This is a genomic window from Thermoanaerobaculia bacterium (genome assembly GCA_035717485.1).
Taxonomy (GTDB): Bacteria; Acidobacteriota; Thermoanaerobaculia; order UBA5066; family DATFVB01; genus DATFVB01.
Genome location: DASTIQ010000315.1, coordinates 45,961 through 64,403, shown reverse-complemented (window position 1 = coordinate 64,403; position 18,443 = coordinate 45,961). Strand labels below are relative to the sequence as shown.

Sequence of the window (18,443 nt, the reverse complement as noted above, 5' to 3'; positions counted from 1 at the left end):
TCGGAAGGGAGCAAATGGTGCAAACGGATCATTCGCTCCCGGAGCGGCAGCATAGAATCGAAAACGATGATGGAAACGATCACGCCGCGCCGCCGGTTTCTCGATGCCGCGCGAGGCCTGGCGGTCGATCGTCCGCCGGCGTGGATGATGCGCCAGGCCGGCCGGTATCTGCCCGAGTACCGCAAAGTGCGGGAAAGGCTCTCTTTCTTCGGGCTCTGCGAAGACGTCGAAGCCGCCGTCGAGGTGTCGCTCCAGCCGTTCGAGCGGTTCCGGCCGGATGCCGTGATCCTCTTTTCGGACATCCTCGTGCCGATCCGCGCGATGGGCGCGCCCGTCGAGATCGACGACGGGGGGCCGAAGCTCGGCCGTCCCGTGCGGACCGCCGCCGACGTCGAGGCGCTTCGGGGGTTCGATCCCGAGGGGGAGACCCGTTTCGTGATGGACATCCTCCGTTCGCTTCGGGCCTCGGTCGGAGATTCGGCCGCGCTCCTCGGGTTCTCCGGCGCGCCGTGGACGCTCGCCTCCTATCTGGTCGAGGGGGGAGGCTCCCGGAACTTCACGGTGATCAAGAGGATGATGACGCGCGAGCCGCGGGCGCTGCGAGCGCTCCTGACGAAGCTCTCGGGAATGGTCGCCGCCTACCTGGCGGCCCAGCTCGAGGCGGGCGCCGACTCGGTCCAGCTCTTCGACACGTGGGCGGGGGAGCTCTCGCCCGCCGAGTACCGGGAATTCGCGCTACCGTACGTGCGGGACGCGATCGCGAAGCTCGAACGGCTCGGCAAGCCCGTCATCTATTTCGTCAACGGAATCGCCGGGATCCTCGAAGCGGCGGCGGAAACCGGGGCGAACGTGCTGTCGATCGACTGGCGCTGCTCGCTCGGGGAAGTGCGGCGGCGGCTTCCCGGCCGGGCGCTCCAGGGAAATCTCGATCCGGCCCTGCTCTTCGGGACGCCGGAATCCGTCGCGGCGCGCGTGGCGGAAATCATGGCCGAGACGGGCGGGCTCGGCCACATCGTCAACCTCGGACACGGCATCCTGCCGGAGACTCCGATCGAATCCGTCTCCGCGTACTACGACGCGGTGCGGGGGAAATCATGAACGACGTTCCCTACGAGCTGCTCCACAAGTACAACGTGGCGGGACCCCGCTACACCTCTTATCCGCCGGCGCCGTCGTGGCGGGACGATTTCGGCCCGCCGGACTACGAGAAGCTGATCGCGGAATCGAACGCGGCCGAGGCGCCGGCGCCTCTCTCGCTGTATCTGCACCTGCCGTTCTGCGAGAAGCTCTGCTTCTTCTGCGGCTGCACGGTCGTCATCACCGGGAAGAATCACCGGACCGAAGAGGGATACCTCGCGCTTCTCCGGAAGGAGATCGCGTGGCTCGCCGAGCGGGTCGATCGGTCGCGGCCCGTCGTCCAGCTCCACTACGGCGGGGGAACGCCGACGTACTTCGATCCGGAGCGGCTCGATCGGCTCGCCGAGGCGCTCCACGGCGCCTTCACGTTCGCGCCCGACGCCGAGCTCGGCGTCGAGATCGATCCGCGCGTGACGACGCGCGCGCACCTCGAAGTGCTGCGCAAGGGGGGATTCAACCGCCTCTCGATGGGCGTCCAGGATTTCGATCCGAAGGTGCAGGAGACCGTCAACCGCGTCCAGCCGTACGAAGCCACCCGCGACCTCGTCGAGGCGGCGCGCTCCCTCGGCTTCCAGAGCGTGAACATGGACCTGATCTTCGGGCTCCCGTTCCAGACGCCCGAATCGTTTCGCCGGACGATCGACAAGATCCTCTCGATCGGCCCGGACCGGCTCGCCGTCTATTCCTACGCGCACGTGCCGTGGATGAAGAAGCACCAGCGCGTCAACGAACCGAAGCTCCCGACCGAGCGCGAGAAGTTCGAGATCTTCCGGACCGCGCTCTCCCGCTTCACGGAATCGGGGTACGAGTACATCGGGATGGACCACTTCGCGCGGCCCGACGACGAACTCGCGCGGGCGCGCCGCAACCGCACGCTCTGGCGGAACTTCCAGGGCTACACCACGAAGGCGGGCACGGACCTGTTCGGCCTCGGGATGAGTTCGATCGGCGGAATCGCCGACGCGTACGTCCAGAACCAGCGCGACCTCCCCGCCTATCGCGCGGCCATGGAGCGCGGCGGCCCGGCGACGATGCGCGGCTTCCGGCTCTCCGCCGACGACCGGCTGCGGCGGGTCGTCATCCAGAACCTCCTCTGCCACGGAGTGATCGTCAAGACCGAGATCGAGGAGCAGTTCGGCGTGCCCTTCGACGAGACGTTCGGCGACGCGCTCGCGAAGCTCGAGGAGTGCCGGGAGGACGGCCTCGTCGAGATCTCCGACCGGGAGATCCGCGCGACGTCGCTCGGCCGGATCTTCCTGCGGAACCTGGCGATGCCGTTCGACGCATACCTGGCGGCCGCCTCCGAGAAGCCGATGTTCTCCCGCACGCTGTGATCCGGCTTGGCGCTTCGCGCGCGTCGCGACACGCTCCGGCGCGATCACTCCGCCTTCTCGCCCGGCTCTCCGGCGGGCGGGCGGATCTGCGCCCGGCGGAATGACGGATCGCGCCGTTCTCTTCCTGCAGCTGGGCGGGCCCGAGACGCTCGCGGACGTGCGGGGATTCCTCTATCGGCTCTTCGCCGATCCCGAGGTGATCCGCGTCCGCTCCGGGATCCTCCGGCGGGCGATCGCCGCATCCATCGCTCTGAGCCGCGCCGGAACCTCGAAGAAGATGTACGCCGCGATCGGCGGGGGCTCACCGATCCGGCGCCTGACGGACGAGCAGTCCGCGGGAGTCGAGGCCCTCCTGCGCTCTCGCGGCCGCGACGTCGCCGTGCGGACCGCGATGACCTGCTCCCGGCCGCTGGTCGAGGACGTCGTGGCCGAGCTGGCGGCGGGCGGCTGCCGCCGGTTCCTCGCGCTTCCCCTCTATCCGCAGTACTCCCTGACGACGACGAAGGGGGCGCTCGACCGATCGCGGGAAGCCGTGCACCGGTACGCGCGAGTGGCGACGCTGCTCGAGACGGGCTCGTTTCCGGCCGACCCCGGCTTCGTCGCGGCCCACGCCGATCTCATCCGGCGGGAGCTCGCGGCGTTCCCCGACACGGCGCCGGGCGCGACCTACGTCCTCTTCTCGGCGCATTCGATCCCGAAGAAGCTCGTCACCGAGGAGAACGATCCCTACGAACGGGAGATCGGGCAGACCGTGGCCGCGATCGCGCGGGAGATCGGCCCGGAGCGCCGGACGGGACTCGCGTACCAGTCGAAGCTCGGCCCGGTCGAGTGGCTCGGTCCCCAGACCGCCGACGTCCTCGCCGAGCTGGGACGAAAAGGGGAGAAGCAGGTGCTCGTCGTCCCGATCGCGTTCGTGACCGACCACATCGAGACGCTGTTCGAAATCGACCAGCTCTTCGCGCGCGCGGCGGCCGACGCGGGGATCGCGCATTTCCGCCGGACGCCGGGATTGAACGCGCACCCCGCGTTCCTGGCGTCGCTCGCCCGCATGATCGACGAGCGGAAGGAGTTCTGGCAGTGAACGAGATCGAGACCGTCGTGATCGGCGGGGGCCTCTCCGGGCTCGTCCACGCCCATGCGCTCGTCCGCGCGGGAGCGGACGTCGTCCTTCTCGAGAGCGGCGCCCTTCCCGGCGGAGTCGTCCGGACGGTCGAGCAGGACGGGTATCTCCTCGAGCTCGGACCGAATACGGTACGGCCGACTCCCGCCCTCCTCGCCCTGGCCGCCGAGCTCGGCATCGCGGAGGAGATGCGTTTTTCCGATCCGCGCCTCCCGCGTTTCGTGGAGATCGGCGGACGCCTCCGGAAGATCCCGTTCGGCGTGCTGTCGCCGTGGGCGATGCTCCGCGCGGCGGCGGAGCCCTTCGTGCGCGGGCGCGCGGCCACCGGGGACGAGAGCGCCTACGATTTCGTCGCCCGGCGCTTCGGGCCGGCGATCGCCGGGAAGCTCCTCGAGCCCTTCGTTTCGGGAATCTACGCCGGGGATGCGCGGAAGCTCACCGCGGCGGACGCCTTCGGGAAGCTCGTCGAGCTCGAGCGCGAGCACGGCAGCGTGATCGGCGGGTTCTGGAAGTCCCGGAAGAAGGGGCCGAAGCCGGCGGGGCCGAAGCCGAAGGGATTGATGTCGTTCGCGTCCGGCCTCGGAACGCTCCCGCGCGCGCTCGCGAAGGGGCTCGGCGAGAGGTTCCGGGCGAACGTCGCGGTCGAGCGGATCGAGCGGACGGGCGACGGATGGCGGCTGTTCGCTTCCGACGACGGAAACCGGCTGGCCCGCCGGGTCGTCGTGGCCGCGCCCGCCGCCGCCGCGGCCCGCATCGTCGCGGCGGCGGCCCCCGCGGCGTCTCGCGCGCTTTCCGAGATCGCCGCGCCCGAGGTATGCGTCGCGCATTGCGCCTGGGCGGCCCCCGCCTTCGCGCGGCCCCCCCTCGGATTCGGCCATCTCCTCGCGCCGCGTCCCGGCGAGCCCGTCCTCGGCGCCGTCTGGAGCTCGGCCCTCTTTCCCGGGCGGGCTCCCGCCGGGAAGGTCCTGCTGACGTTTTTTCTGGGCGGACGGCGCAATCCCGGGGGCGCGAGGCTCGACGACCGGGCCGTCGCCGACGCGGTCGACGCGGACGCCCGCCGCGCTCTCGGCTCGACGCAGGCCGTCGAGATCCTCCGAACGACGCGCTATGCCGCGGCGATCCCGCAGTACGAAGCGGGGCACGGCGCGCGGATGCGGGCGCTCGCGGAGGCGGAGGCGGCGCTCCCGGGGCTGCGCTTCCTCGGCAACTACCGCGGCGGGATCTCGGTCGGGGACGTCGTCGAGAATGCGATAATCGCGGCCCGATGACCGACGATCTTTCCCGGATCCTTCCCGAGCCGTGGCGCGTCAAGGTCGTGGAGTCGATCCAGCTCCTCGATCGCCGGGCGCGGGAGAAGCATCTCAAGAAGGCCGGTTACAACCTCTTCGCGGTTCCCTCGGAGGCCGTGTTCATCGATCTCCTGACGGACTCGGGAACCTCGGCGATGTCCGACGAGCAGTGGGCGGCGATGATGCGCGGCGACGAGTCGTATGCGGGGAGCCGGAACTTCTTCTCCTTCGAGACGACGGTCCGGGAGATCTTCGGCTTTCCCTTCGTGATCCCCACGCATCAGGGGAGGGTCGCCGAGAACCTTCTCTTCTCGACGGTGCTTAAGCCCGGCTGGATCGTCCCCAACAACACGCATTTCGACACGACGCGGGCCAACATCGAGGCCAACGGCGGCGTCGCGCTCGACCTCGTCGTTCCGGAGGCGAAGGACCTCGATTCCGACTACCCGTTCAAGGGAAACATGGACGTCGGCCGCCTCGCGGAGACGCTCCAGAAGAACCCCGGCCGGGTTCCCCTCGTCATGCTCACGATGACGAACAACTCCGGGGGCGGACAGCCCGTCTCCCTCGAGAACGTCCGCGCCGTGAAGGCCGCGTGCGAGAAGCACGACGTTCCCCTGATCATCGACGCCTGTCGCTTCGCCGAAAACGCGTATTTCATCCGCGAGCGGGAGCCCGCGTGCCAGAACTGGTCGGTCATCTCGATCGTGCGCGAGATCTTCACCTTCGCCGACGGGTGCACCATGAGCGCGAAGAAGGACGGGCTCGCCAACATCGGCGGCTTCCTCGCGCTGCGCCACGACACCTGGGTCCAGAGCCTGAAGAACAAGCTCGTCCTCATCGAGGGCTTTCCAACCTACGGCGGCCTCGCGGGACGCGACCTCGAAGTCGTCGCCCGCGGGCTCCGCGAAGTGCTCGACGAGCGCTACCTCCACTTCCGCATCGGGCAGGTCCGCCGGCTCGGGCAGCGTCTGGTGGACGGCGGCGTTCCGATCGTCCGGCCGGTCGGAGGACACGCCGTGTATCTCGACGCCCGGCGCTTCCTGCCGCACCTTCCCTCGTCGCAGTACCCCGCGCAGGCGCTCTCGGTCGCGCTGTACCGCGAAGGGGGAGTCCGCTCCGTCGAGATCGGAGGGGTGATGTTCGGCCGGCGAGACCCCCGAACGGGCCAGGAGATCGCTCCGGAGCTCGAGCTCGTCCGGCTCACCATTCCGCGGCGGGTCTACTCGAACACGCACCTCGACTACGTCGCGGAAGTGGTGCTCGAATGCTTCCGGAATCGGAGCGCGATCGGCGGCGTGAGGATCGTCAAGCAGGCGCCCTACCTCCGGCATTTCACCGCCGAGTTCGAAGCCATCGCGTAGCGAAGCCGGCGGAGTTCCCCTCGCTGGGATAAAATCCGCGCGGTGCGGAGAAGCGCGTGATCACCGGATTCAACACGGACATCAAGCACGGCGACCGGGTATTCCACGTGCAGACGGAAGACAAGGGCGAGGACAACCCGTTCGTCGAATCCCTCGTCTACGTCGGCGGGGAGATCATCGCCTCGAAGAAGACTCCCTACGGCGATTCGATCCGGAACGGCGGGGGGACGGCCGCCGTTCAGGAAATGATGGAATCGCAGCACCGCAAGATGATCGCCGCGGTGCAGCGCGGCCGGTTCGATACCACGAGCGGAGCCGCGGCGAAGGCCCCGAAGGAGGATTCCTTCGAGGCGGTGCTCGTGGCACCCTCGAGCGGCTCGATCGACATTCCCGCGGGGGCGGTCGTCGTCGACCGGACGGCCAAGGCGGACGAGAAGACGCTCGACCAGGTGATCCTCGACTATCTCGCTTCCGAGGTTTCCCAGGAGCATCTCGACCTGACGCTCTACTCCTCTCCCGAGTTCTATCTGGGAGAGAACGTCGAGATCCGCGTCAAGGCCGAGACGTCGCTCTCCCGCCGGCCGATCATCGGGGCGGCGATCCTCGTCAAGATCATCTCGACCGTGGACAAGCCGACCGTCGTGTTCCAGGGGAAGACCGCCTCCGACGGCTCGTGCATCGCGCACTGCAAGCTTCCCGATTACCGCAACGGGAACGCGGCGCTGATCATCCAGGCCACGTCGGAAACGGGAAGCAACGAGATCAAGTACCTCCTGAGGCATCGAGGGTGAGCGGAGCGGCGGCAGAAGTCCGCATCCGCGTCAACGGCGAGCCCCGGGCGGTCGGACCCGACACGCGCGTCGCCGATCTCCTCGCTTCGCTCGGCGTCTCGATGCCGCGCGTCGCGGTCGAATACAACCGCGAGATCCTGCCGAAGACGCAGTACGCGGAGACGGTGCTGCACGAGGGGGACGACCTGGAAGTGGTGACCTTCGTCGGCGGCGGGTAAGAGGCGCGCCTCCCGCGGGTCGACGAAAGTTTCGAAATTCTCCCGAAAGCTCTCCGTCGTCGCGAGCGGAGCGAAGCGATCTCCGGGATCGATCGGCCGAGGAGCTCCGCTCTTGCGCGACCCGGTCCTTTCCCGTATCCTCCGGCTCCGTTGAGGCGTTAGCTCAATTGGCAGAGCAAGAGACTCTTAATCTCTAGGTTCAGGGTTCGATTCCCTGACGCCTCACCATCCGTCGCATTCACGACGCTCGCGGGACTCGGATCGCGAAGAGCGTTCATTCCGGACCCACCCCGCGGAATACTGGCACCGGGGTTGCTGCTACCGCCGGGCATGAGGGGATTTCGACGCTTCTCGACGATCTTCGCCGCGGCGGCCTTTGCGCTGGCGAGCGGGGTCGCCTGCAACGACAACAGCGATCACGGGACGACCCCGACGGGCGGCTCGCTCGCACAGGTGGAGCTCGGGGGGCCGTCGGCACCGGTGGCGTCGGGGGAGAGTTTCAACGTCGACGTCAAGGCACGGAACCTCGGCTTCTCGGTCCTGCACGACGTCCACGTCCACGTCGTCCTTCCGCCGCCCATCGTCATCGAGTCCGCCGAGGTGACCTCGGGCGGGGGAACGGTCTCCTCGTCGAATGGAGCCAACGGCGGGACGGCCGACTTCTCCTTCGGCACCATCGACAAGAACTCGCAGTCCTCGGGCACGATCCATCTGCACGGCACGCTCGGCGGCGGCACGAACAACGTGCCGGTGACCGTGACCGCGGAGCTGACCTCGGACGAGGTCCATGCGGGCGACGCCGAGGCGTCGATCACCCTGACGCTCCAGCAGTAGCGCGGCGCCGGGAGCGCCGGTCCATCCACGTAGCCCTGCGCGCGACCGCCGGTTCCTTCCAGAGCATTGCCGACAGCGCCATGCCCGCTTCGGCCGTTGCGGTTATCCTGCGGACCCGGGGGCATGGCGGAACTGGCATACGCGACAGGCTTAGGACCTGTTGGGAGCAATCCCTTGAGAGTTCGAATCTCTCTGCCCCCACCAAGCAAGATCTCGTTCACCCGGGCGGGAATTCCAAAGGAGGCGTTCCGGAATGGCACTCAATCTGCAATTCCCGTCGGCGGAAACGACCGATCGTTTCCGGCGTGAACGGAAGGAGCGGGATGAGCCCGGTTCTGGTCGTCGAAGACAACGAGGAGGTGCGCGAAGTCCTCGTCGAGATCCTCCGCGGGGAGGGAGCGGAGGTGACGGCGGCCGGAGACGGCGCCGAAGGGTGGGAGCGGCTCCGCGCGTCGCCGCGCCCGTGCCTGGTTCTCCTCGACCTGAAGATGCCCGTGATGAACGGCCTGGAATTCCTCGAGCTCCGCAACCGCGATCCGGAACTCGCGAAGATCCCGGTCATCATGCTGAGCGGAACGAGCGATCTCGCCGGCCGGGAGGCGGACCTCAACTTCCAGGGCTTCCTTCTCAAGCCCTTCGACCCCGTTCGGCTGATGGCGCTCGTCCGGGAGCACTGCGATTGACTGGCCGATTTCTTGCGTGCCGAAGTGTCGAAAGCGGAACGACGAGGAAAGAAAAGCCGTGAACGGGATCTGTGAGCGGTGCCACGAGACGCTCCACCTCTTCCCGATGGGAGGGAAGTACTACTGCGCGTCGTGCTTTTCCGACCGGCGCCGCCGGTTGACGACGGCGTATCGAGGACCGGAGAGACGCCATTCCGGGAAGCCGAATTCCCACTCCTCGTCGCGGCGCTGGGACGACTCTCCCGTTTTCCCCCTCAGTTTCCCGGCCTCCCGGCCGCGATCATCGCGTTGAGGGCGGTCTCCTCTTCGACGACGTCGGCGCCCGCGCGCCGCAGCTCGCCGATATGCGCGCGAAGGCTCTCCCGGTCCCGAAAGAAGACCTTCGTCTGCTCGCCGTCGCCCGAGCGGTAGTGGATCTCGGCCCCCACTTCCTCGGACTCGTCGCGCAGCAGCCGGACGAATTGCGCCCGCGCCGCCGTTCGGATCGGTGCGGGCTCAGCCGCTGCCGTTCGGTCTCGAGTTCGAAGCATGCCTCCCGGGGACTGCAATCGTTCTGCCACCTCGTCCCGGCTCGTCTGCGATAATCCCCGCCGGAGGAACCCGATGAAGAGGTGGGGCATCCTGATCCTCGCGGCGTTCGTGGGCGCGCGAACCGGCCGTGCCGAACCGGCGATCCCGGCGGCGAAGCTCGAGGCGCTGTATTCGGAGATGGAGCCGGTATATCTGGACATCCACCGGCACCCCGAGCTCTCTCTCCACGAGACGCGCACGGCATCGATCCTCGCGGGCGATCTCCGGAAGCTCGGCTTCGAAGTCACCGAGCACGTGGGCGGAACCGGCGTCGTGGGGGTCCTCCGCAACGGTCCCGGGAAGACCGCGATGCTCCGGACCGAGCTCGACGCGCTCCCTCTCGAGGAGAAGACCGGGCTGCCGTACGCGAGCCGGGAACGGACGAAGGACGACTCCGGGCGGGATGTCGGCGTGATGCACGCGTGCGGGCACGACGTCCACATGGCCGCCTGGCTCGGTACCGCGACGTTTCTCTCCCGCGAGAGGTCCCGGTGGACCGGGACGCTCGTCGTGATCGCGCAGCCCGCCGAAGAGCGGGGGATCGGCGCCCGCGCGATGCTCGACGACGGGCTCTTCACGCGCTTCCCGAAACCCGACGCGGTGATCGCGCTGCACGACATCCCCACGCTGCCGTCGGGCTCGGTCGGCTATACGTCCGGTCCCGCGCTCTCGAGCGCGGATTCCGTCGACCTCACCATCTTCGGGAAGGGCGCTCACGGCGCGCATCCGGAGGCGAGCGTCGATCCGATCGTGATCGCCGCGCGGACGGTGCTCGCGCTCCAGACCCTCGTTTCCCGGGAGAACGACCCTCTCGACCCCGCGATCGTCACCGTCGGCTCGATCCACGGGGGAACCAAGCACAACATCATCCCGGACGAAGTGCGTCTTCAGCTCACGGTCCGGGCGTTTCGCGAGGAGGTCCGGCAGCGGCTTCTCGCCGGGATCGCCCGCATCGCCAAGGCGGAAGCCGAGGCGGCGGCCGCCCCGAAACCTCCGGAGGTGAAGATCGTGGACGTGAGCTCGAACGTCACGGTCAACGACCCGGCGCTCACGGAGAGGGTCGCGGCGGCGCTCCGGCGCGAGCTCGGGAACGAGAAAGTCTCGGCGCTCCCGCCCGAGACGGCGTCCGAGGACTTCAGCGAGTTCGGCCGCGCCGGAGTCCCGTCCGTGATCTACCGTCTCGGGGCCGCCGAACCGGCAGCCTGGGAGTCCGCGAGACGGGAGGGGAGGCGGCTTCCTTCCCTCCATTCGGCGCTCTTCGCGCCCGACCGAAAGGCGACCATCACGACGGGGATCCGGTCCGAAGTGGCGGTGCTCCTCGACCTGCTGGAGAAGTAACCCGGCTCGGGCGCCGAGATTCCGGCATGAGCTCGCCCGCGTGACGCGCCCGAGTCCGCGCGCCTGGCATCAGGCGGAGAGCCTCTTCGCGATCGCGGCCGTTCTCGCGGTCGCCTTCACCGCGCTCGCGCGGGCGGCCGCGCGCCTTCCTCTCGGAGGGCCGCTCGATCGCCGGATCGAGCTCGGCGTGCACGGTTGGATCGCCGCGCCGCTCACGGCGGCCCTCCGCGTCGTCTCCTTCTTCGGGAGCACGACCTTCATCGCCGCCGGATCGCTCGCGGTGGCTCTCTTCCTCGGCCGGATCCGGGCGTGGCGCCGCCTTCGGGCTTTCCTCGTGTCCATTGCGGGCGCGGTCATCTGGGTGCAGCTCTTCAAGCGTTTCTTCCATCGGGCGCGGCCGGGGCTCTTCGATCCGCTCGCCCACGCGATCGGATACTCGTTTCCCAGCGGCCATTCGGCATTGTCCGCGGCGTTCTTCGGTTCGGTCGCCGGCCTTGCGGCCGCCTCGGCGAAACGGGGACGTCATGCCGCCGCGTACCTCGCCACGGGATTTGCGGCCGTCGTCCTCGTCGGGTCGTCCCGCGTGGCGCTGGGCGTTCACTGGCCGACGGACGTCCTGGGCGGCTGGACGATCGGCTTCGCCTGGCTGACGCTGGTCTTCGCGGTCGCCGAACACCGCGCCCGGAGGGCGCGACACATCGCCGCTGCCGGCGGGGGCTGAGTGCGTCTTTTTGTCACCGCCGGGATCGGGCGGCTGACAGAAAATCAATCGGCGCCCGCCGGGATTGCGTTCTAAATCGTTGAAATAGAAGTAAAATTCTGCAATACCGCCTTGGCGTGCGGATTGCGGTTAGCGAACAAATACAACTTTTGATCGACGGTCGGATGGGGAGGCCGTCCATGAGCGAGCCGCGAATCGCCAAGAAATGCCCTCAGTGCGGAGAGGTGTTCCTCGTTCCGCTCATCGACAGGGCGCTGGTGGAAGAATTCTTCCGCTGCTCGAAGTGCGGCTACTCGGAGCCCGCCTCCGACCCCGAGACTCACGAGGGCCAATCCGAGGAGTGACCCCGCCGCGGTAAGCTACCGCGCGATGTTGTCCCGAAATCCCGCCGCGTCGACCCGGGTTGCGCCGTGCACGCGCTGATCGAGCAGCTCGCGCGGCACGGTCTGCCGCTCGTCTTCGCCAACGTCCTGCTGGAGCAGCTCGGTCTCCCGGTCCCCGCGATTCCGACCCTGGTCGCGGCGGGCGCGCTCTCGGCCGGAGGGCGTCTGTCGACGGTGGCTCTCCTCGCCCTCGCGGTCGGCGCCTCACTGATCGCGGACTCCCTCTGGTACGTCCTCGGACGCCGGCACGGGTACCGGATCCTGAAGACGGTGTGCGGGATCTCGCTTTCTCCCGATTCGTGCGTGCGCCAGACGGAGTCGCTCTTCGAGCGGCACGGGGTCGGCTCGCTCCTCTACGCGAAGTTCATCCCCGGGTTCTCGACGGTCGCTCCGCCGCTCGCGGGGGCGCTGCGCGTCGGGTTTCTCCGCTTCGCGCTGTTCGACGCCGGGGGCGCGCTCGTCTGGGCCGGCTCCGGCGTGGCCGCCGGAATCGTCTTCCACAGGGCGATCGATCGCGTGGCGGAGCTCCTCGAGGGGCTCGGGTTCTGGGCGCTCGTGATCGCGGCGCTCCTCCTCGCGGCATTCGTCGGGTGGAAATGGTGGCAACGGCGGCGCTTCTACCGCTTCCTCCGGATGGCGCGGATCTCCGTGGCGGAGCTTCGCAGCCTGATCGACGCCGGAAGGGCGCCGGTGATCGTCGACGTCCGCAACCGGGCCGCCGTCCAGGGCGATCCGCGGCGGATCCCGGGAGCGGTGCGCCTCGTCCTCGAGGAGATCGACTCCTCGATCGCTCAGCTCCCTCTCGACCGGGAAATCGTCCTCTACTGCACCTGACCGAACGAAGCCTCGGCGGCCCGTGTGGCTCGCCTCCTGATGGACAAGGGATTCATGAAGGTGCGGCCGCTCGAGGGAGGCCTCGACGGCTGGGCGGACGCGGGCCATCCCGTGGAAGGAGAGACTCTCTACACGATCCGACCGGCGGCGGACGTCGCCGGAGTGGACCAGACCCATGGTTGACCCGGCGGGCCACCCACCTTCCCCCCGGCCCGAGCCGCGCTGGCGATGACCTCAACCGGCGAAGCCCGGTCCTTCTTCGATCCCGCCGGTGGCACGAGGCGCCGTCATCGGCGGGCTCGCATCGGCAATCTCACCGTTTTCCCAGCATCTTCTCCCGGTAGTGCGCGACCGGCACCGGGCCGTCCTCCATCATCGCGTCCATGAAGTCGCGCAGGCGGAAGGCGGGCCCGCGCGCGCGGCGGACGTCGTCGAACAGGCCGCGAACCTCCCGGTAACCGAGGTAGTAGAACGTGAGTTGAGGCGCGCTCGTGATCGCGCGGGTCCACATGTTCGAGGAGAACTGCGCGTCCTGCACGGCATCGTCGCGCAGGAACCGGGTCAGCTCCTCGCGGGAGGTCCCCTTCGTGTGGACGCGGATGTCCGCGATCGTTCGCGCGATGTTTTCCATCTGCTTCTTCAGGTGCGCGACGCGGTCGAGCGGGCCGCCCCACCCTTCGTCGAGCATCAGCCGCTCGCAGAACGTCCCCCATCCTTCGACGAAGACGCCGTCGGCGAAGATCGCGCGGACCTTCCGCGGGTGACGCGCGGCGAACTTCAGCTGCAGGTAGTGGCCCGGAAGCGTCTCGTGCGGCGTGATCATCGCGTTGAAATGGTCGTTGAAGTCGCGGAAGAACGCTTCGCGTTCCGCCGCCGTCGCGCCCTCGGGAGGCGTCGGGAGGAACCAGAGCGTCTTCGCGTCGGGTTCCCACGGGCCCGCCGCGTAGATTCCGCCGACGCTCTGCCCGACGAAGAACGCAGGGGATCGGTCCGTCCAGATCGTCAGCGGATCGGGGAGCGTGACGATCTTCCGCTCCCGGAGATACCGCTCGAGCTCCACGACGCGCGCCCGGTATTGCGCGACGAACGATTCGACCGTCGGGGCGTGGTCGTCGGCGGCGCGCGAGAACAGCCGGCGCAGGAGCTCCCGGTCGTCCGGCGGGGGCGCGGAATCGGGAAAGTAGCTTTTCCAGATCGTTCTCCCGTAGGCGGCCGCCTCGACGCGCTTGGCCGCGAGGTCGCGTTCGGCGTCGGCCAGCACGTTCTCGATCGGCTCGGCGATCCCCGTGCCGAGCCGGAACGTCTCGGCGTAGTCCTTCCCCAGGCGCGGTGAGCCCGTCGCTTTCCGGCCCAGTCCGTCGAGGAACGCGGCGAACCGCTCGAGCGCGGCCGCGGCGCGCGCGCCGGAGCGCGAAAGCGCCGCGTCGGAGGCATCGACGCGGGGAAATCCTTCCCGGTAGAAGGCGGCGCTCGCGCGGACCTGCGAGGCGGCGATCGAGCAGAGCTCGGGGGCGATTTCCCCCGGCGGGGCGGCGGACAGGGCGTTCTCCGCTTCGCCCGCCAGCCTCGGGAGGAGCGTTGCGCGCGCGGCCGCGGCGGAGAGCCGCTCGCGGGCGGGGCGATCGTCGCGGATCAGGAGGAACACGGTGGCGTTCCCGATCGGTTCCGTCCACCAGAGCGGATCGCGGTCCGGACGTCGCCGGACGGCGAAATCGTGGATCTCGCGCCGGACCTGCGCGGCGAGCGCTTCCGCGTCGAGGCGGTCGTCGGCGGTGCCCGGAGAGGCGCGTTCCCACGCGTCGATCGCGGCGAGCGTCCGGCGGTTCTCGTCGAGCCAGCGGCGGCGCCGCGCCGGACTCCAGTCCTCGAGCTCGCGGTCGTGTTCGTGTCGGCCCGCCTGGGTCGCGGCGGTCGGATAGGCGGCGAAGTAGCGGTCGACGTAGCGGTCGCGGATCGGAGCGAAGGAGGCCGCAACGAGCGGCGCGAGGAAAATCGGCAGCATCGGGCGATGATAAGGCACGCTTTTTGTAGGCGTTTGCGGATTTGCGCAAATATGTGTTGACTCGGTCTGAAACGCTCGTAGAATCCGTTGCAATTTTTTCAATGATCGTTTCGATTCATTCGGCACTCGGACCGGTGTACCTCGGGGAGAACCTCGCCCGACGGGAGAGCTTCGTCTCCCCCGCGGGCTTTTCGTAGGGGGGCGCTCCCGTGCTCGTCTGGTCGGGACCAGAGCCAAGCCGGCCGGCCCGAGGCTGGTGGTGCCCCAACCGAATGAACATTGAGGAGAACCGGAGATGCATTTCGAGTCGAAGGCGGGAAGAGCCGCGGCGATCGCTGCGGCTTTTCTCTTCGGAGCCGGAGCGGCCCTCGCCGCCAACGGCGTCCCGTTCGGTTCCGACATCCCCGGCAGCCGGAAGCTGCCAAACGGCGCGACCCTGATTCCCTCGGTTCACCACGACGTCTCCCTCCCGCTCGCGGCGATTCCGCCGATTCCTCCCGGCCCGCCGGAGGACGTCGATCGTTCGCCCGGCCGCATCCCCCTGGATCTGCCGTCGAACCGTCCCGACCCGGTTCGGCAGACGTCCGCCGCGACGCTCGCGATGCCGACCTCCTCGAGCTTCGAGGGAATGGGCGCCGGCCTCGCCGGCTTCTCGCCCGGTGGCACGCCTCCCGACACGAACGGCGACGTGGGACCCAACCACTACGTCCAGACCGTCAACTCCTCGCTCACCGTCTTCAGCAAGAGCGGCGCGATCGTCCTCGGACCGGAGTCGATCAACACGCTGTGGAGCGGGTTCGGCGGCGGCTGCCAGACGAACAACGACGGTGACCCGGTCGTCAAGTACGACCGCGCGGCGGACCGCTGGGTCGTGTCGCAGTTCGCCGTGAGCTCGACGCCCTACCTCCAGTGCGTCGCGGTTTCCTCGACGAACGACCCGACCGGATCGTGGAACCGCTATTCCTTCTCGTTCGGATCGTCCAACTTCAACGACTACCCGAAGATCGGCGTCTGGCCGGATGCGTATTATTTCTCGTTCAACATCTTCGCCAACGGCAGCACGTTCTCCGGCGGCATGGCGTGCGCGTACGATCGCACCGACATGATCGCGGGCGCGGCCGCGAAAGCCGCGCAGTGCTTCGGCCCCGAGGCCAACGACGGCGGCCTCCTGCCGTCCGACGTCACGGGGACGACGGTTCCCCCCGGAGGTTCGCCGAACTACTACGTCGACCTCCAGACGAGCTCGCTGAATCTGTGGCGTTTCCACGTGGACTGGACGACGCCCTCCAACTCGACTTTCACCGGGCCGACGAGCCTCGCCGTCGCGAGCTATTCGGCCCTCTGCGGCGGCGGGACGTGCGTTCCCCAGCCGGGCACCACGCAGAAGCTCGACTCACTCGCCGACCGCCTGATGTACCGCCTCGCCTACCGGAACATGGGCACGTACGAATCGCTCGTCGTCGACCACAGCGTGGCGGCGGGCTCGGGCGGCGGCATCCGCTGGTACGAGATCCGGTCGCCCGGGAGCTCTCCCTCGATCTTCCAGCAGGGGACCTTCGCGCCGGATTCGAGCTATCGCTGGATGGGTTCCGTCGCGATGGATCACGTCGGAAACATCGCCGCCGGCTACAGCATCTCGGACGCTTCCTCGAACAAGCCCGGGATCCGTTTCGCCGGACGCCTCGCCACCGACCCCGCGGGACAGCTCTCGCAGGGGGAGAGCACGATGATCGCCGGGGGAGGCGTCAACACCGGAACGTACTCCCGCTGGGGCGACTACTCGAGCATGAGCGTCGATCCGTCCGACGACTGCACCTTCTGGTACACGACCGAGTACTACGCGAGCAACGGAGATTCGTTCCACTGGCAGACCCGGATCGGGAACTTCAAGTACTCCTCCTGCTCGACGACCGTGACCCCGGACTTCTCGCTGTCCGCTTCGCCGGCCTCCCTCTCGATCGTCCAGGGGAACTCCGGCACGTCGACGGTTTCGACGTCCGCGCTGAACGGCTTCAACAACGCGATCTCGCTCTCGGCGTCCGGCCAGCCCTCGGGCGTGACGGTCTCGTTCAATCCGACGTCGATCGCGGCGCCCGGGACCGGTTCGTCGACGATGACCGTGACGGTGGCCTCCTCGGCCGCCGTCGGAAACTCGACGATCACCGTCACCGGCTCGGGCGGAGGCGTCACGCACACGGCGAGCGTCGCGCTCTCGGTCACCGCGGCCGGCGCGCTGACGGCCTCCTACGACGCGACCCTCAAGGCGCCGAAATGCGCGACGCTGGGGAGCTCCTGCGATTCGGGGACTTCGCTGCTCCTCGGTCGCGCGAACCTCGGGCCGGAGCCGAATCAGCCGAACACGATCAACGGCTCGTGCGCGGACGGCACTTCCGGCACGTTCCATTCCGACGAATCCAACGACCGGCTGAAGGTCTTCACGACCGACGGCAGCAACTTCGCCCCCGGGAAGTCGGTGACCGTGCAGGCGACGGTGTGGGCGTATTCGGGATACACGTCTGATCACCTCGACCTGTACTACGCCGCCAACGCGAGCGCGCCCGCCTGGACGCTCATCGGCACGATCAATCCGACGGCGGCCGGCTCTCAGGTCCTCTCGGGCACGTACACGCTTCCTTCCGGCGGCAGCCTGCAGGCGGTCCGCGCGAACTTCCGGTACACGGGGAGCGCATCCTCGTGCAGCACGGGCGCCTACGACGATCATGACGACCTCGTCTTCACGGTGGCCAGCACGCCCGACTTCTCGATCTCGGCGTCGCCGACGGCCGTTTCCGTCGTCCAGGGATCGTCGGGAGCCTCCACGATCTCGACGGCCGTCACCGGCGGCTTCAACAACACCGTGTCGCTCTCGGCGTCCGGCCAGCCGTCGGGCGTGACGGTCTCGTTCAATCCGACGTCGATTGCGGCGCCGGGTTCCGGTTCTTCCACGGCGACGTTCACGGTCGGCTCGACGGCCGCGACGGGCACCTACCCGATCACGATCACGGGAACCGGCGGCGGCGTGACCCACACGACCTCCGTGTCGCTCACGGTCACCGCGGCCGCGACCCCGAACTTCACGATCGCCGCCTCGCCGACTTCGGTTTCGGTTCTGCAAGGGAACTCCGGGACCTCGACGATCTCGACGACGGTGTCCGGCGGCTTCAACAACGTCGTGTCGCTCTCGGCGTCCGGCCAGCCCTCGGGCGTGACGGTCTCGTTCAATCCGACGTCGATCGCGGCGCCGGGCTCGGGCTCGTCGACGATGACGATGGCGGTCGCGGCGTCGACCGCGGCGGGCACCTACGCGATCACCGTGACGGGGAGCGGCGGCGGAATCACGCACACCGCCAGCGTCTCGCTGACGGTCACGGTCCCGGTGACGAACGTCGTCACCAACGGCGGATTCGAGACCGGGACGCTCAGCGGTTGGACCTCCGCCGGCGTCACGGCCGTCAACACCTCGGCCAAGCACTCGGGGACCTACGGAGCCATGGTCGGGAGCGCGTCGCCCTCGACGAACAGCTCGATCTCGCAGACGTTCACCCTCGGGTCGAGCAGCCCGACGGTCTCCTTCTGGTACGCGAACAAGTGCCCGGACACCCTCACGTACGACTGGGCCACCGCCACCCTGAAGGACAACGTGACGGGGACCACGACCACGATCCTCGCGAAGGTCTGCACGGCGACGCCGACCTGGACGCAGATCAACTACAACGCGTCGGCCAGCGCCGGGCACAGCGTGACTCTCACGCTCTCCAACCACGACGACAACTACGCAGGAGATCCGACCTACACGTACTACGACGACGTCGTCGCCCACTGAAA

Annotated in this window: 17 protein-coding genes and 2 tRNA genes; 17 read left to right on the top strand and 2 right to left on the bottom strand. The window is 68.4% G+C overall.

All coding sequences use genetic code 11. The features are described from left to right. The first annotated feature begins 66 nt into the window (after positions 1-66). The 11 genes from hemE to VFS34_16545 all read left to right on the top strand — a co-directional run bounded on the left by hemE (position 67) and on the right by VFS34_16545 (position 8,770). Complete coding sequence (gene hemE, locus VFS34_16595; GenBank protein ID HET9796069.1) at positions 67-1,098, top strand: uroporphyrinogen decarboxylase; 1,032 nt, start codon at positions 67-69, stop codon at positions 1,096-1,098. Continuing rightward, positions 1,095-2,471 carry an oxygen-independent coproporphyrinogen III oxidase gene (gene hemN / locus VFS34_16590; GenBank protein ID HET9796068.1) on the top strand — a complete coding sequence of 459 codons (1,377 nt, stop codon included), beginning with the start codon at positions 1,095-1,097 and terminating at the stop codon, positions 2,469-2,471. The genes hemE and hemN overlap by 4 nt, the downstream gene beginning before the upstream one ends. A gap of 100 nt (positions 2,472-2,571) precedes the next feature. Beyond that, the gene (hemH, locus tag VFS34_16585) at positions 2,572-3,552 is read left to right on the top strand and encodes a ferrochelatase (protein HET9796067.1); all 981 of its coding nucleotides are present in this window, start codon (positions 2,572-2,574) and stop codon (positions 3,550-3,552) included. Then, positions 3,549-4,859, top strand: coding sequence for a protoporphyrinogen oxidase (gene hemG / locus VFS34_16580; protein HET9796066.1), 1,311 nt, complete (start codon positions 3,549-3,551; stop codon positions 4,857-4,859). Before hemH ends, hemG begins: the two co-directional genes overlap by 4 nt. Beyond that, positions 4,856-6,244, top strand: coding sequence for a tryptophanase (locus tag VFS34_16575; GenBank protein HET9796065.1), 1,389 nt, complete (start codon positions 4,856-4,858; stop codon positions 6,242-6,244). The genes hemG and VFS34_16575 overlap by 4 nt, the downstream gene beginning before the upstream one ends. Positions 6,245-6,300: 56 nt before the next feature. Next, entirely contained in the window at positions 6,301-7,035 is a 735-nt protein-coding gene (locus VFS34_16570; GenBank protein ID HET9796064.1) for a hypothetical protein, read from the top strand. After that, positions 7,032-7,253, top strand: coding sequence for a sulfur carrier protein ThiS (thiS, locus tag VFS34_16565; GenBank protein ID HET9796063.1), 222 nt, complete (start codon positions 7,032-7,034; stop codon positions 7,251-7,253). Before VFS34_16570 ends, thiS begins: the two co-directional genes overlap by 4 nt. Positions 7,254-7,405: 152 nt before the next feature. Then, a tRNA-Lys gene (locus VFS34_16560) sits at positions 7,406-7,481 on the top strand. A gap of 102 nt (positions 7,482-7,583) precedes the next feature. Continuing rightward, positions 7,584-8,087 (top strand): hypothetical protein, encoded by a 504-nt coding sequence (locus tag VFS34_16555; protein HET9796062.1) that lies wholly within the window; start codon positions 7,584-7,586, stop codon positions 8,085-8,087. A 117-nt stretch (positions 8,088-8,204) separates the two neighbouring features. Then, positions 8,205-8,291, top strand: a tRNA-Leu gene (locus VFS34_16550). 119 nt (positions 8,292-8,410) lie between these two features. Further along, positions 8,411-8,770, top strand: coding sequence for a response regulator (locus VFS34_16545; GenBank protein ID HET9796061.1), 360 nt, complete (start codon positions 8,411-8,413; stop codon positions 8,768-8,770). Between the two features lie 254 nt (positions 8,771-9,024). On the opposite strand, the gene VFS34_16540 is transcribed toward VFS34_16545, so the two are convergent. Continuing rightward, positions 9,025-9,198 (bottom strand): hypothetical protein, encoded by a 174-nt coding sequence (locus VFS34_16540; GenBank protein ID HET9796060.1) that lies wholly within the window; start codon positions 9,196-9,198, stop codon positions 9,025-9,027. 175 nt (positions 9,199-9,373) lie between these two features. On the opposite strand from VFS34_16540, the gene VFS34_16535 reads away from it, so the two are divergent. The 5 genes from VFS34_16535 to VFS34_16515 all read left to right on the top strand — a co-directional run bounded on the left by VFS34_16535 (position 9,374) and on the right by VFS34_16515 (position 12,799). After that, the gene (locus VFS34_16535) at positions 9,374-10,678 is read left to right on the top strand and encodes an amidohydrolase (protein ID HET9796059.1); all 1,305 of its coding nucleotides are present in this window, start codon (positions 9,374-9,376) and stop codon (positions 10,676-10,678) included. 40 nt (positions 10,679-10,718) lie between these two features. Beyond that, a complete protein-coding gene (locus VFS34_16530) occupies positions 10,719-11,399 on the top strand; it encodes a phosphatase PAP2 family protein (GenBank protein HET9796058.1) in 681 nt (226 codons plus the stop codon). 179 nt (positions 11,400-11,578) lie between these two features. Continuing rightward, positions 11,579-11,743, top strand: coding sequence for a hypothetical protein (locus tag VFS34_16525; protein ID HET9796057.1), 165 nt, complete (start codon positions 11,579-11,581; stop codon positions 11,741-11,743). Positions 11,744-11,809: 66 nt separating this feature from the next. Beyond that, entirely contained in the window at positions 11,810-12,616 is an 807-nt protein-coding gene (locus VFS34_16520) for a VTT domain-containing protein (GenBank protein ID HET9796056.1), read from the top strand. 24 nt (positions 12,617-12,640) lie between these two features. Next, positions 12,641-12,799: a hypothetical protein gene (locus VFS34_16515; GenBank protein HET9796055.1), complete on the top strand. Its 159-nt coding sequence runs from the start codon at positions 12,641-12,643 to the stop codon at positions 12,797-12,799. Between the two features lie 130 nt (positions 12,800-12,929). Here the strand turns inward: VFS34_16515 and VFS34_16510 are convergent, their stop codons facing one another. Beyond that, a complete protein-coding gene (locus VFS34_16510; GenBank protein ID HET9796054.1) occupies positions 12,930-14,618 on the bottom strand; it encodes a DUF885 domain-containing protein in 1,689 nt (562 codons plus the stop codon). A gap of 295 nt (positions 14,619-14,913) precedes the next feature. On the opposite strand from VFS34_16510, the gene VFS34_16505 reads away from it, so the two are divergent. Beyond that, entirely contained in the window at positions 14,914-18,441 is a 3,528-nt protein-coding gene (locus tag VFS34_16505; GenBank protein ID HET9796053.1) for a hypothetical protein, read from the top strand. The last annotated feature ends 2 nt before the right edge of the window (positions 18,442-18,443 follow it).